At 59.8% G+C, this 16,254-nt stretch carries 15 protein-coding genes; 7 read left to right on the forward strand and 8 right to left on the reverse strand.

Features of this window, described 5'->3' with window-relative positions; all coding sequences use genetic code 11:
- Position 1: 1 nt before the first annotated feature.
- Both rhlB and ACYCCG_RS23925 read right to left on the reverse strand, forming a co-directional pair.
- A complete protein-coding gene (gene rhlB, locus ACYCCG_RS23920; protein ID WP_176682591.1) occupies positions 2 to 1,444 on the reverse strand; it encodes an ATP-dependent RNA helicase RhlB in 1,443 nt (480 codons plus the stop codon).
- Positions 1,445 to 1,544: 100 nt separating this feature from the next.
- Positions 1,545 to 2,201, reverse strand: coding sequence for an alpha/beta hydrolase (locus ACYCCG_RS23925; protein WP_176682592.1), 657 nt, complete (start codon positions 2,199 to 2,201; stop codon positions 1,545 to 1,547).
- A 332-nt stretch (positions 2,202 to 2,533) separates the two neighbouring features.
- Here ACYCCG_RS23925 and ACYCCG_RS23930 point away from each other — a divergent pair, with 332 nt between their 5' ends.
- The 4 genes from ACYCCG_RS23930 to ACYCCG_RS23945 all read left to right on the forward strand — a co-directional run bounded on the left by ACYCCG_RS23930 (position 2,534) and on the right by ACYCCG_RS23945 (position 6,691).
- Positions 2,534 to 3,562, forward strand: a complete 1,029-nt coding sequence (locus tag ACYCCG_RS23930; RefSeq protein WP_176682593.1) for an amino acid ABC transporter substrate-binding protein — start codon at positions 2,534 to 2,536, stop codon at positions 3,560 to 3,562.
- 67 nt (positions 3,563 to 3,629) lie between these two features.
- Positions 3,630 to 4,808, forward strand: coding sequence for an amino acid ABC transporter permease (locus ACYCCG_RS23935; protein ID WP_252459477.1), 1,179 nt, complete (start codon positions 3,630 to 3,632; stop codon positions 4,806 to 4,808).
- A gap of 10 nt (positions 4,809 to 4,818) precedes the next feature.
- Positions 4,819 to 5,916, forward strand: a complete 1,098-nt coding sequence (locus tag ACYCCG_RS23940) for an amino acid ABC transporter permease (protein WP_209963641.1) — start codon at positions 4,819 to 4,821, stop codon at positions 5,914 to 5,916.
- Positions 5,917 to 5,926: 10 nt separating this feature from the next.
- Positions 5,927 to 6,691, forward strand: coding sequence for an amino acid ABC transporter ATP-binding protein (locus ACYCCG_RS23945; protein ID WP_003251792.1), 765 nt, complete (start codon positions 5,927 to 5,929; stop codon positions 6,689 to 6,691).
- A 129-nt stretch (positions 6,692 to 6,820) separates the two neighbouring features.
- Here the strand turns inward: ACYCCG_RS23945 and algW are convergent, their stop codons facing one another.
- The gene (gene algW, locus ACYCCG_RS23950; protein ID WP_021784129.1) at positions 6,821 to 7,981 is read right to left on the reverse strand and encodes a Do family serine endopeptidase AlgW; all 1,161 of its coding nucleotides are present in this window, start codon (positions 7,979 to 7,981) and stop codon (positions 6,821 to 6,823) included.
- Between the two features lie 168 nt (positions 7,982 to 8,149).
- Between algW and ACYCCG_RS23955 the strand changes: the two genes are divergently transcribed.
- The 3 genes from ACYCCG_RS23955 to cysN all read left to right on the forward strand — a co-directional run bounded on the left by ACYCCG_RS23955 (position 8,150) and on the right by cysN (position 11,963).
- Entirely contained in the window at positions 8,150 to 8,908 is a 759-nt protein-coding gene (locus ACYCCG_RS23955) for a Nif3-like dinuclear metal center hexameric protein (RefSeq protein ID WP_021784130.1), read from the forward strand.
- A gap of 220 nt (positions 8,909 to 9,128) precedes the next feature.
- Positions 9,129 to 10,046: a sulfate adenylyltransferase subunit CysD gene (gene cysD, locus ACYCCG_RS23960; RefSeq protein ID WP_003251799.1), complete on the forward strand. Its 918-nt coding sequence runs from the start codon at positions 9,129 to 9,131 to the stop codon at positions 10,044 to 10,046.
- A gap of 15 nt (positions 10,047 to 10,061) precedes the next feature.
- Entirely contained in the window at positions 10,062 to 11,963 is a 1,902-nt protein-coding gene (cysN, locus tag ACYCCG_RS23965) for a sulfate adenylyltransferase subunit CysN (protein ID WP_084852049.1), read from the forward strand.
- A 221-nt stretch (positions 11,964 to 12,184) separates the two neighbouring features.
- On the opposite strand, the gene ACYCCG_RS23970 is transcribed toward cysN, so the two are convergent.
- The 5 genes from ACYCCG_RS23970 to ACYCCG_RS23990 form a co-directional block, all read right to left on the reverse strand.
- A complete protein-coding gene (locus ACYCCG_RS23970; protein ID WP_209963652.1) occupies positions 12,185 to 12,454 on the reverse strand; it encodes a bacteriocin immunity protein in 270 nt (89 codons plus the stop codon).
- On the reverse strand, positions 12,448 to 12,768 hold the full coding sequence (locus ACYCCG_RS23975; protein WP_209963656.1) for an S-type pyocin: 321 nt from the start codon (positions 12,766 to 12,768) through the stop codon (positions 12,448 to 12,450). Before ACYCCG_RS23975 ends, ACYCCG_RS23970 begins: the two co-directional genes overlap by 7 nt.
- A 260-nt stretch (positions 12,769 to 13,028) precedes the next feature.
- On the reverse strand, positions 13,029 to 13,286 hold the full coding sequence (locus ACYCCG_RS23980) for a bacteriocin immunity protein (RefSeq protein WP_209963659.1): 258 nt from the start codon (positions 13,284 to 13,286) through the stop codon (positions 13,029 to 13,031).
- The gene (locus ACYCCG_RS23985; protein WP_459672006.1) at positions 13,276 to 15,549 is read right to left on the reverse strand and encodes an S-type pyocin domain-containing protein; all 2,274 of its coding nucleotides are present in this window, start codon (positions 15,547 to 15,549) and stop codon (positions 13,276 to 13,278) included. Before ACYCCG_RS23985 ends, ACYCCG_RS23980 begins: the two co-directional genes overlap by 11 nt.
- Positions 15,550 to 15,661: 112 nt before the next feature.
- Complete coding sequence (locus ACYCCG_RS23990; protein WP_003251803.1) at positions 15,662 to 16,141, reverse strand: Lrp/AsnC family transcriptional regulator; 480 nt, start codon at positions 16,139 to 16,141, stop codon at positions 15,662 to 15,664.
- Positions 16,142 to 16,254: the final 113 nt, after the last annotated feature.

Below are 16,254 nucleotides of genomic sequence, written 5' to 3' on the forward strand. Positions count from 1 at the left end.
GTCAGTGATGCTTGCGCGGCACCGGCTTGAGCAGCTCATCCGGCGGCATCTCGCACTTGATCTTGCGCCCCAGCAGCGCTTCGATCGCCGGCAGCTGATACGAGTCATCCTCACCGGCAAAGCTGATCGACACACCGCTGGTGCCGGCACGGCCGGTACGGCCAATGCGGTGCACGTAGTCGTCCGGGTCCTCTGGCAGGGTGAAGTTGATCACGTGGCTGATGCCATCGATATGGATCCCGCGCCCGGCCACGTCGGTGGCCACCAGCACGGTGATGCGCCCTTCGCGGAAGCTCTCCAGGGTTCGGATGCGCTTGTGCTGCGGCACGTCGCCCGACAGCTGGGCGGCATTGATGCCGTCGCGTACCAGCTTCTCCTCGATGCGCCGCACTTCGTCCTTGCGGTTGGCGAACACCATCACCCGTTCCCACTTGTTCTGGGTCACCAGGTTGTACAGCAGTTTGTACTTGTCGCTGCCGGCCACCGCATACACGTGCTGCTCGACCGTTTCGCTGGCCACGTTCTCCGGCTCGATCTCGACGATGGCCGGGTTGGTGGTCCACTGCTTGGCCAGGTTCATCACATCGTCGGTGAAGGTGGCGGAGAACAGCAGGGTCTGGCGCTCGCTTTTCGGCGGTGTCTGACGAATGATTTGGCGGACCTGGGGGATGAAGCCCATGTCGAGCATGCGGTCGGCTTCGTCAAGCACCATCACCTCGACCATGTCCAGGTGCACTTCGCCGCGCTGGTTGAAGTCCAGCAGGCGGCCAGGGGTAGCCACCAGGATATCGCAGTGGCGCGCTTCCAGGGCTTTGAGCTGCTTGTCGAAGTCCATGCCACCGACGAAGCTCATCACGTTCAGGCCGGTGTACTTGGTCAGGGCAGCGGCGTCCTTGGCGATTTGCACCACCAGTTCGCGGGTGGGGGCAATGATCAGCGCGCGCGGTTCGCCCATGTAGCGCTCTTTAGGCGGTGGCGTCTGCTGCAACTGGGAAATGATCGAGATCAGGAAGGCGGCCGTCTTGCCGGTACCCGTCTGGGCCCGGCCGATGGCGTCCTGGCCCCGCAGGGTGTAACCCAGGACCTGCGCCTGGATCGGCGTGCAGTACGGGAAGCCCAGGTCGTGGATGGCGTGCATCAGCTCGTTGGACAGCTTGAAGTCGTGGAAGCGGGTTTTGCCTTCCTGTGGCTCGACCACGAAGTCTTCGGGCTTCCACAGGCTCGCCTGCGGCTTGGGCTTGCGTTCGCGGCGCGGTTTGTCCTTGGCCGGTTGTTCGGCAGGTGGCGTAGCGGCGGCAGGTGGCTCAGCCTTGGGGGCGGGGGTGGCATGTGGTGCGGCCGGTTTTGCCGCGGGCCGGGCTTCCGGCGTCACGCTGGCAGCAGGAGCGGCGGCTTGCGGCGCGGCCTCTCCCTTGCCGAATATTTTTCTGAGTGCTTTGAGCACGGTCGTCTCATCAACTGATTAAGGAATGTACGCCGGGCAGTGTAATGCAAGATCCGGGCGCGGCGTAGCGGAATACGCCCACAACTACAAGCGAGGCTGCCTATTGCAGCTGCTTGCTCAGCCAGTCGTGGATATCGTTCAGTTCTTCGACCACCACTTCGTGTTCCATCGGGTATTCGTACCAGCGGGCAGCGACGCCCCAGATGTTCAGGTACTCGAAGGCGGTACGGCCCATGGACGGGATTACCACCGGATCATGCACGCCATGCAGGCACAGGGCCGGGGTGCGTTGCTGGCAGGCACTCAACTGGTGCTGCTCATTGAAGGTGGGGGCATAGGTGGACAGGGCGATCACCCCGCCCAGTGCTTCCTGCCACTTTATATAGGCAGTGTGCAGCACCACCGCGCCGCCCTGGGAGAAGCCGGCCAGGAAGATCCGCGACAGGTTGATGCCTTTGGCCTGCTCGGCCTTGATCAGTGCAACCACCTGTTCGGCTGACTCTTCCAGTTGCGCTTCGTCGATGGCGCGGGCCGGGGTCATGGCCTTGATGTCATACCAGCTGGGCATGGCATAGCCGCCATTGATGGTCACGGGCCGGGTCGGTGCCTGGGGCATGATGAAGCGCGTGCTGAGCAAGCGCTCCTGCATGAATTCGGCCACAGGTAGGAAGTCGTAACGGTCGGCCCCCAGACCGTGCAACCAGATCACACAGGCGTCAGCGGTTTTCTGTGGTTCGAGAATCAGCGGGTTGGTCATGACTGCTCCGAAAATGTGCGGGTCTTGTTATGGCGTGCGTGAAAAGTAGGCACCGGGAATGATTGTCGGAAAAAGAATGTCGCAACGATACAACTTTTCCTACTTGACGAGCGCTTAAACGCTACAGCGCGACAATCTGGTACGCGCTTTGCAACTCAACCTGTGATGCAAAGGGCAGGCCGTGACGGTAACACCCTCTGCACGCGAAGGCTGTCACAGAACAGTCCATTGCGCCAATTGACCCAATAACAAGCCAATACGGGTCGGATACGCCTCAAAAGGGTGCGGTGCAATTCCGGCTCGATACAACAAGAGCGATTTGGAGGTTGTGAATGAAGATGTTGAAAACCACCCTGGCAGTCCTGACCGCTGCCGCCGCGCTGGGCGCCGTGAGCAATGCCCAGGCCGGCGCCACCCTCGATGCGGTAAAGAAGAAGGGCTTCGTCCAGTGTGGCGTGAGCGACGGTCTTCCAGGCTTCTCGGTACCTGATGCGAAGGGCAAGATCGTCGGCATCGACGCCGATGTCTGCCGCGCCGTGGCTGCCGCCGTATTCGGCGATGCCACCAAGGTCAAGTTCAGCCAGCTCAACGCCAAGGAACGCTTCACCGCCCTGCAATCGGGCGAGGTCGATGTGCTGTCGCGTAACACCACCTGGACCAGCTCGCGCGATGCCGGCATGGGCCTGGTATTCACGGGTGTCACCTACTATGACGGCGTTGGCTTCCTGGTCAACAAGAAGCTCGGCGTTTCCAGCGCCAAAGAGCTCGATGGCGCGACCATCTGCATCCAGGCCGGTACCACCACCGAGCTGAACGTCTCGGACTTCTTCCGCGCCAACGGCCTGAAGTACACCCCGATTACCTTCGACACCTCTGACGAGAGCGCCAAATCGCTGGAGTCTGGCCGTTGCGATGTGCTGACTTCGGACAAATCGCAGCTGTTCGCCCAGCGCTCCAAACTGGCCGCGCCGACCGAATACGTGGTGTTGCCGGAAACCATCTCCAAGGAACCGCTGGGCCCGGTAGTGCGCAAAGGCGACGAGGATTGGTTCAGCATCGTCAAGTGGACCCTGTTCGCCATGCTCAACGCCGAAGAGGCGGGCATCACCTCCAAGAACGTCGAGGCCGAAGCCAAGTCCACCAAGAACCCGGATGTCGCCCGACTGCTGGGTGCGGATGGCGAGTACGGCAAGGACCTCAAGCTGCCCAAAGACTGGGTAGTGCAGATCGTCAAGCAAGTGGGTAACTATGGCGAAGTGTTCGAGAAGAACCTGGGCCAGAGCACTAACCTGAAGATCGACCGTGGCATGAACGCCCTGTGGAACAACGGCGGCATCCAGTACGCGCCTCCAGTGCGCTGATGGCTGCACCCTGCGGCGGCATTCGGCCGCCGCAGGCTGTTCGAATCCCTTCTTTCCGGGGCACTTCATGCAAAATCAAATCGGCGCACAAAAGGGGCTATCCCTGAATGATCCGCGTGTGCGCGCGTGGCTGTTCCAGATTCTCACGATCGTCTTCGTGGTCGGTCTGGGCTGGTACCTGTTCCACAACACGCAGACCAACCTTCAACACCGGGGCATCACCTCGGGCTTCGAGTTCCTCGACCGCAGTGCCGGCTTCGGTATCGCCCAGCACCTGATCCCCTATGTGGAATCCGACAGTTATGCGCGGGTGTTCGTTATCGGCCTGCTCAATACGCTGTTGGTGACCTTCATCGGCATCATTCTGGCGACGATACTGGGCTTCATCATCGGTGTGGCTCGCCTGTCACCGAACTGGATGATCAACAAACTGGCGACCGTGTATGTGGAAACCTTCCGCAACATTCCGCCGTTGTTGCAGATCCTGTTCTGGTACTTCGCCGTGTTCCTGACTCTGCCGGGACCGCGGGGCAGCATCAACTTCGATGACAAGTTCTTCATCAGCAACCGTGGCTTGAACATGCCTGGCGCGTCCATGGCTGATGGCTTCTGGCCATTTGTGGTGGCCTTGGCAATCGCCATTGCCGCTATAGTCGTGATGGTGCGCTACGCCAACAAGCGCTTTAACGAAACTGGCGTGCCGTTCCACAAGTTCTGGGCGGGGCTGCTGCTGTTCATCGCCATCCCGAGCCTGAGCGTGCTGGTGTTCGGCAGCCCGGTAACCTGGGATATGCCGCAGCTCAAGGGCTTCAACTTCGTCGGGGGCTGGGTGCTGATCCCAGAGCTGCTGGCGCTGACCTTGGCGCTGACTATCTATACGGCAGCCTTCATCGCCGAAATCGTGCGTTCCGGCATCCGTTCGGTCAGCCATGGCCAGACCGAAGCGGCTCGCTCGTTGGGCCTGCGCGAGGGCCCGACCCTGCGCAAGGTGATCATCCCCCAGGCACTGCGGGTGATCATTCCGCCGCTGACCAGCCAGTACCTGAACCTGGCGAAGAACTCGTCGCTGGCGGCCGGTATCGGCTATCCGGAGATGGTCTCGCTGTTCGCCGGTACCGTGCTCAACCAGACCGGACAAGCCATCGAGGTGATTGCCATCACCATGAGCGTCTATCTCGCCATCAGCATCAGCATTTCGCTGCTGATGAACTGGTACAACAAGCGCATTGCGCTGATCGAGCGATGAGGATACGCCCGTGAATGCCCATGTTTTCAAACCTGACATGCCGCCACCGGTGAAAACCGTCGGCGTGCTCGCATGGATGCGCGCCAATCTGTTCTCCAACTGGCTCAACACGCTGCTGACCCTGTTCGCGATCTACCTGATATGGCTGATTGTGCCGCCAATGCTACAGTGGGCGTTGCTCGACGCCAACTGGGTCGGCACCACCCGTGCCGATTGCACCAAGGAGGGCGCCTGCTGGGTGTTCGTGCAGCAGCGCTTCGGCCAGTTCATGTACGGCTACTACCCCGCCGAGCTGCGCTGGCGCGTGGACCTGACCGTGTGGCTTGCAGTCATCGGCGCCGCGCCATTGTTCATCAAGCGTTTCCCGCGCAAGGCCTTCTACGGCCTGGCCTTCCTGGTGCTGTACCCGGTGTTGGCCTATACCCTGCTGCATGGGGGGTATCTGGGCCTGCAAAACGTACCCACCAGCCAGTGGGGTGGGCTGATGCTGACCTTGGTGATCGCCACCGTGGGCATTGTCGGCGCCTTGCCTTTGGGCATCCTGCTGGCCCTGGGCCGGCGTTCGAGGATGCCGGCCGTGAAGGTGGTGTGTGTGACCTTCATCGAGTTCTGGCGCGGCGTACCGCTGATCACCGTGTTGTTCATGTCGTCGGTGATGCTGCCGTTGTTCCTGCCCGAAGGCATGAGCTTCGACAAGCTGCTGCGGGCGATGATCGGTGTAATCCTGTTCCAGTCGGCGTACATCGCCGAGGTGGTGCGCGGCGGCCTGCAGGCCATCCCCAAGGGCCAGTACGAAGCCGCCGCGGCCATGGGCCTTGGCTACTGGCGCTCGATGGGGCTGGTGATCTTGCCGCAGGCGCTGAAGCTTGTGATTCCCGGCATCGTCAACACCTTCATTGCCCTGTTCAAGGACACCAGCCTGGTGATCATCATTGGCCTGTTCGACCTGCTCAACAGCGTCAAGCAAGCCGCCGCAGACCCGGCCTGGCTGGGCATGGCCACCGAGGGCTACGTGTTCGCCGCCCTGGTGTTCTGGATTTTCTGTTTCGGTATGTCCCGCTACTCCATGCATCTGGAGCGCAAGCTGGACACTGGCCACAAGCGTTAGGAGTTTCGAAATGAGTGAAGCGATCAAGCAGCCTGCTGGCCCCGAAGGCATCATCCAGATGCAGGGTGTGAACAAGTGGTATGGCCAGTTCCATGTGCTCAAGGACATCAACCTGAACGTGCGCCAGGGCGAACGCATCGTGCTGTGCGGGCCGTCCGGTTCGGGCAAGTCCACCACCATCCGCTGCCTTAACCGCCTGGAAGAGCACCAGCAAGGGCGTATCGTGGTCGATGGCGTGGAGCTGACCAACGACCTCAAGCAGATCGAGGCCATCCGCCGCGAGGTGGGTATGGTGTTCCAGCACTTCAACCTGTTCCCGCACCTGAGCATTCTGGAGAACTGCACCCTGGCGCCAATGTGGGTGCGCAAGATGCCCCGGCGCAAGGCCGAGGAAATTGCCATGCACTACCTGGAGCGTGTGCGGATTCCGGAGCAGGCACACAAGTACCCCGGGCAGCTGTCCGGCGGCCAGCAGCAGCGTGTGGCCATTGCCCGCGCGTTGTGCATGAAGCCCAAGATCATGCTGTTCGACGAGCCGACCTCGGCACTGGACCCGGAAATGGTCAAGGAAGTACTCGATACCATGGTGGGCCTGGCCGAGGATGGCATGACCATGCTCTGTGTGACTCACGAAATGGGCTTTGCCCGTACCGTGGCGAACCGGGTTATCTTCATGGACAAGGGCGAGATTGTGGAGCAGGCCGCGCCGGATGATTTCTTCGACCGGCCGCGCAGTGACCGGACCAAGTTGTTCCTCAGCCAGATCCTCCACTGATGCTGTTTGGGCTGCTCGGCAGCCCTTCGCGGGCACGCCCGCTCCCACAGGTTTAGCGCTGGCTTTGGAGCCTGCGTAAATCCTGTGGGAGCGGGCGTGCCCGCGAAGGGCCGCAACGCGGCCCCGGCTTTACTTATTTTCCTGGCTGGCAGCCGGCGCCGGCGGCGGCCGCAGCCCCACCTCGGCGATCAGTTTCAACGGCTGCCCGTTGCGCATCACCTCAATGGTGATCTTCTCGTTGGGCTTGATCCGCGCTACCTGGTTCATCGACTTGCGCCCGTCACCGGCCGGCTCGCCATTGATGCTCAGGATCACGTCACCCAGTTGCAGCCCGGCCTTGGCGGCTGGCCCTTCGCGGAAGATGCCCGCCACCACGATGCCTGGGCGGTCCTTCATGCCGAACGACTCTGCCAGCTCCTGGCTCAGTGGCTGTACTTCGATGCCCAGCCAGCCACGGATCACCTGGCCATGTTCGACGATCGACTTCATCACCTCCAGTGCCAGCTTTACCGGGATGGCGAAGCCGATACCCTGCGAGCCACCGGACTTGGAGAAGATCGCGGTATTGATACCGATCAGGTTGCCATTGGCATCCACCAGCGCACCACCGGAGTTGCCCGGGTTGATCGCCGCGTCGGTCTGGATGAAGTCTTCGTAGTTGTTCAGCCCCAGCTGGTTGCGGCCAGTGGCGCTGATGATGCCCATGGTCACAGTCTGGCCGACGCCGAACGGGTTGCCGATGGCCAGCGACACGTCGCCGATGCGAATGTTGTCGGAACGGCCGATGGTGATTGCCGGCAGGTTCTTCAAGTCGATCTTCAGCACCGCAAGGTCGGTTTCCGGGTCGCTGCCGATCACGCGGGCCAAAGTCTCGCGGCCATCCTTCAGGGCGACGACGATCTGGTCGGCGCCGCTGGTGACATGGTTGTTGGTCAGCAGGTAGCCCTCAGGGCTCATGATTACCGCCGAGCCCAGGCTTGATTCCCAGCGGCGCTGTTTGGGCAGGTTGTCACCGAAGAAGCGGCGGAACTGCGGGTCTTCGAACAGCGGGTGGGCGCTTTTGTTCACCACCTTGGTGGTGTACAGGTTGGCCACCGCCGGGGCGGCCAGGGTCACGGCGTCGGCGTACGACACCGGACCTTGCATGATCCGCGTGGTCTGAGGCGCTTGCTGCAGGTTGACGTCCTGGCTGGGCAGCCCGACCCATTGCGGAAAACGCTGGATGATCAGCATGGCAATCAGTATGCCGGTAAGCAGGGGCCAGCCGAAGTAACGCAAAGCCTTGAACATGAACGAATCCTGGAAAGAGCAGGGGCCAGCGGCCTGGCAGTGGGGCATGAGCGCGCGCGATCATACACCGGTTCCCCCAGTGACGGCGACGGCCCATAATGGCCGGCATTATACGGGCGTTCGTCAGGCGTTGCGCCCGAGAAAAGCGCAGTTTTCGAGGAGATTTTCATGGCCGTTGCTCTAAGTACCCTGGTCGAGGAAGCCGAGCGTTATCTGGGCAGTGCGAAGATCCAGGATTATTGCCCAAATGGCCTGCAGGTCGAAGGCCGGCCGCAGGTCAGCCGCATTGTCAGTGGTGTTACCGCCAGCCAGGCATTGCTGGATGCCGCGGTCGAGGCCGAGGCCGATCTGGTGCTGGTGCACCATGGTTATTTCTGGAAGGGCGAGAACCCGTGCATCACCGGGATTCGCCAGCGTCGCCTGAAGACCTTGCTGAATAACGATATCAGTCTGCTGGCGTTTCACCTGCCCTTGGACGTGCACCCGGAAGTCGGCAACAACGTGCAACTGGCGCGGCAACTGGAGATCACTGTCGAAGGGCCACTTGACCCGGAAAACCCCAAAGTGGTCGGGCTGATCGGTTCGCTGGCCGAATCCATGACCGCGCGCGATTTTGCCCGTCGGGTTCAAGGCGTGCTGGGGCGTGAGCCGTTGCTGGTCGAAGGCAACGACATGATCCGCCGGGTGGGCTGGTGCACCGGCGGCGGGCAGGGCTATATCGACACGGCGATTGCCGCCGGGGTGGACCTGTACCTGACCGGTGAGGCGTCCGAGCAGACCTACCACAGTGCGCGCGAGAATGGCGTCAGCTTCATTGCTGCCGGGCACCATGCCACCGAGCGCTATGGGGTGCAGGCGCTGGGCGATTACCTGGCACGACGGTTTGCCGTGGAGCACCTGTTCATCGATTGCCCTAATCCCATCTGATAGCGGTGTCGCCCTCTTCGCGGGTGAACCCGCTCCTACACGGGCCTGTAGGAGCGGGTTCAGCCGCGAAGAGGCCGGCCCTGCCAGCCCAAACCCCCAGTCATATCGTTAGATTTTTTCGATCTAGCCAGCCTCCTAAATAGAAGCAGCCGCTGTGATAAAGTGGCTCGCTCGAACACGGCCCGCAGGCCGTCCATAAGATCGTTTTTCGTGAGTAGCCATGGTCGACAAACTGACGCACTTGAAACAGCTGGAGGCGGAGAGCATCCACATCATCCGCGAGGTGGCCGCCGAGTTCGACAACCCGGTGATGCTGTACTCGATCGGCAAGGACTCCGCCGTGATGCTGCACCTGGCGCGCAAGGCCTTCTTCCCGGGCAAGCTGCCGTTCCCGGTGATGCACGTCGACACCCAGTGGAAATTCCAGGAGATGTACAGCTTCCGCGACAAGATGGTCGAGGAAATGGGCCTGGAGCTGATCACCCACGTCAACCCCGAGGGTGTGGCGCAGGGTATCAACCCGTTCACCCATGGCAGCTCCAAGCACACCGATATCATGAAGACCCAGGGCCTGAAGCAGGCGCTGGACAAGCATGGTTTCGACGCTGCCTTCGGTGGTGCGCGCCGCGACGAAGAGAAGTCGCGGGCCAAGGAGCGTGTGTATTCGTTCCGTGACAGCAAGCACCGCTGGGACCCGAAGAACCAGCGCCCCGAGCTGTGGAATGTGTACAACGGCAAGGTCAACAAGGGCGAGTCGATCCGCGTCTTCCCGTTGTCGAACTGGACCGAACTGGACATCTGGCAGTACATCTACCTTGAAGGCATCCCGATCGTGCCGCTGTACTTCGCCGCCGAGCGTGAAGTCATCGAGAAGAACGGCACCCTGATCATGATCGACGACGAGCGCATCCTCGAGCACCTCTCCGAGGAAGAAAAAGCCCGCATCGTCAAGAAGAAGGTGCGTTTCCGTACCCTCGGCTGCTACCCGCTGACGGGCGCTGTCGAATCGGAAGCCGAGACCCTGACGGACATCATTCAGGAAATGCTCCTGACCCGTACGTCCGAACGCCAGGGCCGTGTCATCGATCACGATGGCGCCGGTTCCATGGAAGACAAGAAACGCCAAGGCTACTTCTAATTTCAGGGTTACTCCATGTCGCACCAATCTGATCTGATCAGCGAGGACATCCTCGCCTACCTGGCCCAGCATGAGCGCAAGGAACTGCTGCGCTTCCTGACTTGCGGCAACGTTGACGACGGCAAGAGCACCCTGATCGGGCGCCTGCTGCACGATTCGAAGATGATCTACGAGGACCACCTCGAGGCCATCACCCGTGATTCGAAGAAAGTCGGCACCACCGGCGAAGAAGTCGACCTGGCGTTGCTGGTAGATGGCCTGCAGGCCGAGCGCGAGCAGGGCATCACCATCGATGTCGCCTACCGCTACTTCTCCACCGCCAAGCGCAAGTTCATCATCGCCGACACTCCGGGCCACGAGCAGTACACCCGCAACATGGCCACCGGTGCGTCCACCTGCGACCTGGCGATCATCCTGGTCGATGCCCGCTACGGCGTGCAGACCCAGACCCGCCGCCACAGCTACATCGCGTCGTTGCTGGGCATCAAGCACATCGTGGTCGCGGTCAACAAGATGGACCTGAAGGGCTTCGATGAAGGCGTCTTCGAGTCGATCAAGGCCGACTACCTGAAGTTTGCCGAAGCCATCAACCTGACCCCGAGCAGCCTGCACTTCGTGCCGATGTCGGCGCTCAAGGGTGACAACGTGGTCAACCACAGCGAGCAATCGCCGTGGTACGCCGGCCCGACGCTGATGGAAATCCTCGAAACCGTCGAGGTTTCGGCTGACCGCAACTTCACCGACCTGCGTTTCCCGGTGCAGTACGTCAACCGTCCCAACCTGAACTTCCGCGGCTTTGCTGGCACCATCGCCAGCGGCGTGGTGCACAAAGGTGACGAGATTGTCGTGCTGCCGTCGGGCAAGAGCAGCCGGGTCAAGTCCATCGTCACCTACGAAGGTGAACTGGAAAACGCCGGCCCAGGCCAGGCCGTGACCCTGACCATGGAAGACGAGATCGACATCTCCCGTGGCGACCTGCTGGTACATGCCGACAACGTCCCGCCGGTAACTGACCACTTCGACGCCATGCTGGTGTGGATGGCCGAGGAGCCGATGCTCCCGGGCAAGAAATACGACATCAAGCGTGCCACCAGCTACGTGCCAGGCTCGATTGCCAGCATCACCCACAAGGTCGATGTGAACACCCTGGAGCAGGGCGCTGCCAGCGCACTGCAACTGAACGAAATCGGCCGCGTCAAGGTTGCCCTGGACACCTCGATTGCCCTCGACGGTTACGACAGCAACCGCACCACCGGTGCGTTCATCGTCATCGACCGCCTGACCAACGGTACCGTTGGCGCCGGCATGATCATCGCCCCGCCCGTGTTGCCACACGGCAGCACCGGCCATCATGGCAAGCAGGCCCACGTGTCCACCGAAGAGCGCGCCCTGCGCTTCGGCCAGCAGCCAGCCACCGTGCTGTTCAGCGGCCTGTCCGGTGCTGGCAAGAGCACCTTGGCTTATGCCGTGGAGCGCAAGCTGTTCGACATGGGCCGCGCGGTGTACGTGCTCGACGGCCAGAACCTGCGTCACGACCTGAACAAGGGCCTGCCACAGGACCGCGCCGGCCGCACCGAGAACTGGCGCCGCGCCGCCCACGTGGCGCGCCAGTTCAACGAAGCCGGCATGCTGACCCTGGCTGCGTTCGTGGCCCCGGATGCCGAAGGCCGCGAACAGGCCAAGGCGCTGATCGGCAAGGAGCGCCTGGTGACCGTTTACGTCCAGGCCTCGCCGCTGGTCTGCCGCGAGCGTGACCCGCAAGGCCTGTACGCTGCCGGTGGCGACAACATCCCGGGCGAGAGCTTCCCGTTCGATGTGCCGCTGGATGCTGATCTTGTGATCGACACCCAGGCCACCAGCGTGGACGAAGGCGTGAAACAGGTGCTGGACGTGCTGCGTCAGCGTGGCGCGATTTAAGCGCTAGCCTGTAAGAAAAAACCCGCTTCGGCGGGTTTTTTTATGCGCGTAATCCTGGTTTGTGCGGTGCCTGTAAGAGCAACTGCCTTGCTGACAATCTGAAAGTTTTCACAATCAGTGTAGGAGCGGCTTTAGCCGCGAATACCGGCAAGGCCGGTGTCTTGCACCGCCGTTCCCAAAGGTTCTTCGCTAGCCTCAGAACTGTATCCAGACCCGGGCGGCTAGCTATCTTTAATTCTGAACACTGCAAGCCCCTTTGAGGCTCTCCATTCCAAGATGCGCGCCATGACCTGCTCGGAGCATCTTCCCCGTCCCTTGTCGGGGCTATAGATAAGGTCGGCGCCATCAGGATGCTCAACCACATCGATAAAATGCTCCAGCAATCGGTCCTGCCAATCACGCGAGCCTGTCGCCTGAATCAACGCCCCAACAATCGACCGGACCTCACTGTGGGTGTAGTCGGTGAGGCTGTGCTTCAAGCTGATTACCATGTTGCCTCCGAAGAAAGCGCGTATTGCATAGCGCTCATGATCCGCAGGTTTTCAGCGTCGTACATCAGCCCACCCCACTCGGGCGGGTTCAGGTGGCATATCTGATACGAGCGCAGTCCCTTTGCCGTTTCATGGAATGGCGCGCGAGGGGGCCAGCCTTTCTTGAGGCGGTTGAGTTGGGCGGGGATGAATTGCTGGCTGTAGATTGGGTCTTCTGCGGTCGCCAGCCAGAAAGCTTGGGAGAAATGGTCGAAGCTGTGGAATGTTTGACCTGCGAGTTTACGGATGATGAATTCTGGAAGAAGGCTGGCCATGGAGTCGTCCCTGGGTGAAAGGCAGGGAAAGTGTGCCCGGGGACCAGCTTTCTGTATGTCAGGGGTAGGCTGTATGTCAGTAGGATCGTTCCTGGTGATTTGTAAGAATGGTCTTGGAGCCTGTTTATCCTTCACCGCTTTGGATGAAAAACTGCCGGGTAAATTTGCCAAATGACTCCGGGTGCGGTGCCAGCATTCTCAGCGGCGCGTCATGGCATCCGGATATGTTGAGACCCTGGGTGATCAGGGCCTCATTCTATTCAGCTAGCTTTGAAACCTTCTTTGCCATTGGCCAGGCGCCACGTTTCGACTATTTCAAGTACTTGCTCAGGCTCACCCCGGTTGCTGCCTTGCGGTCTAAAAAAAAGATCACTACCAGACGGGTGCTCGGTAATTTTCTCAAAATGTTCAATCAAAGGTACCAGTACGTTGTCTGGCTCATCCTCGATAGCTGTATCAATCACTTGGAGGAAGGTAAGGAACTCTTGTTTTGTATAATCTTCAAATTTATTTTTCAAGACCGGATTTTCCATAGTGAATGTGGTTGTGGGCTTTGGGCGTCAAAATTATTAAGTTGTCCATATCATATACACCACCTTGCTCGCTGATAGGCACGACGTGGTGAATTTCGTGGGAGCGTTTGCTCATATACTTGTCATCTCTATCGACCCAAGGCGAGTATCCATGTTTTCTGATTCGACGGATGTCTTGAGGGCTAAACTGCTTCGAAAGCTCGGGGTCATTAGCCACCGCCTTCCAAAATTGCCGCCGGAACGCGTTAAAGCTCCTATATTCTCTATCCCTCAGAAGATCAGCAATCTGAGCAGGAATTGGAGCCCCTTCGAGGCTGGCTGCCGATTTACGCCATGTATCTGTTACCTGTGCACCGTTCCCGGTTGATGTACCAGCCTCGTATCGCGGACTCTTGAATACCACCAGAATAGGCGGTAATCCCGAGTCCATGGGAAAGGTGATGATCAACCGTTCCTGGTCCAGCAAGTCCAGCGCCGGGTAACCCTCTGTTTTGGTGCTGACGGGGTTCAGGGTACTGCCGGTGTAAACGACGGTACCGGGCGCTGCTGGCGGCAAGCTGGTGGAGCTTCCGGCTTCACCACCCGGCGCGTTGGCCGGTGTCCAGGTCAGAATCCGCTGCGGATTTTCCAGTGCAAGGCTGTAGACCAGACGTTCAGTATCGAATGTCGCCGTGCGCACCGGTACTGGCCTGCCCCCAGGCACCACATACAGGTCCAGGCCGTTGTCATGCTCGGCGCCTGCCAACAAATAGGGTAAGTCGATGCTGGCTGATGACAGAGCCAAGGCTGCAAGGTCCGGCCCGCCGGGCGGCGTAAGGCTGGCTAGTGGGGTGCTGATCAGGTACCTGCGCTCACTGTTACCCAGCGTTGATGGCCAGGCCATCGCGAGGGTGCCTACCGCAAGCGAGGAGATGGTAGTCGCAACGAGGCGGGTAATCGCCGCTGTGATCGCTTCGCTCAAAGCCTTATAAGACGTTTCGGCCACCGCGAATGTTGCTGTACCAATCGGGATTACGGCTGGCGTCGATCCCGATAAACGCGCTTCATTGATATAGGAGATATTACGCCGCAGCGTCTCTTGCCTTTGCCGCTCGGCTTCTGCAGCCAAGCGCTCGGCTTCGGCCTGCTGGCGTGCAGCTTCTTCCTGTGCAGCAAGTTGGGTCTGGAGGTTTTCCACGTCAGCGGCACGCTGCATCAGGTTTTGCGTGGCACCTGCATATACGCCCAAAAACCTGATCGATTCGGTTAGCGCGAGTGCCAGATGGTATTCCTGCCAGCGCGGACCAGCCCTGCGTAGCCGTTGCTCGTCTACAAGATGCAAAAGCCCTTCAAGTTGGGGCTTCGACAGGGGCCCGCTGATTCGGGGGTTGTAATCAGAGTGTTGCGGAATTTGTGATTGCTTGGCCTGCACCAAGGCAGCCGCGGTTGCCAGGTAGGCACTGAAGGTCTGGGCAGGCGTAAGCGCGTCGTCGATGACGGTTTGCCCCAGTTCATGCTGAAGAACATTGGGTAAACAATCGAAGTGTATTTGCCGCTCTGTGTGAATCTGCGCCGTTCTGCGCGAAATCATTTTCGACAGATCTGGAGGTTGGTGACTGAGCTCTTCCTGATCTACTTGGTCTGCCAGCCCTTGAAGTTCGTCTGCCAGTGCCTGGTGTTTCTGAGCTTCCAGATGTAGGCGGTATGCGCCATCCCAAGACTTCTCCAGCCTCGTGGCCCATTCAATACCTAACTCTTCGCCCGTTGTGGCAGCGAAGAAGCCCGGGTCCAAGAACCGGCTCATCATTGAGTCGCCGCGCTTGTAGAATGCAGGTACGCCAAAGTAGCTGTTGGCGTCGGGCAAAATTTGTAAATAATTCTCTCGAAGCTGACTGATTCGCGATGATAGGATTTGCTGTTCTGCTGAGCGTGGTGGTACCCCGCCATTTGTACTGTTAGCCTCAGCTTTGATCTGGGCTTTCAATGCATTGATGGTTTCAGGGAGCTGGTTTATTTCGTGAGCATACTTATCTGCAGAGCCCTTCTCGATGCCTTGAAATTCTTCTGTCAGCACCCTGCGCGTGGAAATAACCCTGGCAATATCGGGTTTGGTAGGGCTGGTGCCCGGCGGAATGCCTTCGCTAAATCCCCATCCCCCGCTACCTGGGCCACCTCCACCATTACCGATTAACCGTAGTTCAGCGCCGGTGGGGGCCTGCGCATTAATAAATAAAGCCTCGTTAAGATAATAGGTGTTGTCCCGTGCCATGTAGGTTCTCCTGATCACTACATGGGCTAGGTTTACGTATATCGAATTTGCGGTATGTCAGCTGCAGCCTGTCAATCAGTAGGAAGCTTCGTGTTGTTCGGAAAGATCCGTTTCAGATATGTTTCTCCGACACAGGTATCACCCGCCTTTCCTTCACTGCTTTGTACGAAAAACTCGAATAGATCTCCTTCACCCCCGGCAACCGCTGCAGCACCTCCCGGGTAAATTCCCCAAACGACTCCAGGTCCCGTGCCAGTATCTCCAGCAGAAAGTCATAGCGCCCGGAGATGTTGTGGCAGGCGACGATTTCGGGAATTTCCATCAGCCGCTGTTCGAACGCCAGCGCCATGTCCTTGGTGTGCGAGTCCATCATGATGCTGACGAACGCGGTCACGCCAAACCCCAGCGACTTGGGCGAGAGGATGGCCTGGTAGCCGGTGATGTAGCCGTTTTCTTCCAGCAGCTTCACCCGTCGCCAGCAGGGCGAGGTGGTCAGTGCCACCTGATCGGCGAGTTCGGCAACGGTGAGGCGGGCGTTGTCCTGCAAGGCGGCGAGCAGGGCGCGGTCGGTGCGGTCGAGGCTTGAAGGCATTTTTTGCCCTCCTGGTCCGTTGATTATTGTTTTTGTTCCAGAAAGCATGCCTATGTGTAGGCTATTTTGGAAAAAATTGGGCAGCTCGGTGGCATAAGCTTACAACAAACCAC

The sequence above is a fragment of the Pseudomonas sp. VEM90 genome (assembly GCF_054611535.1).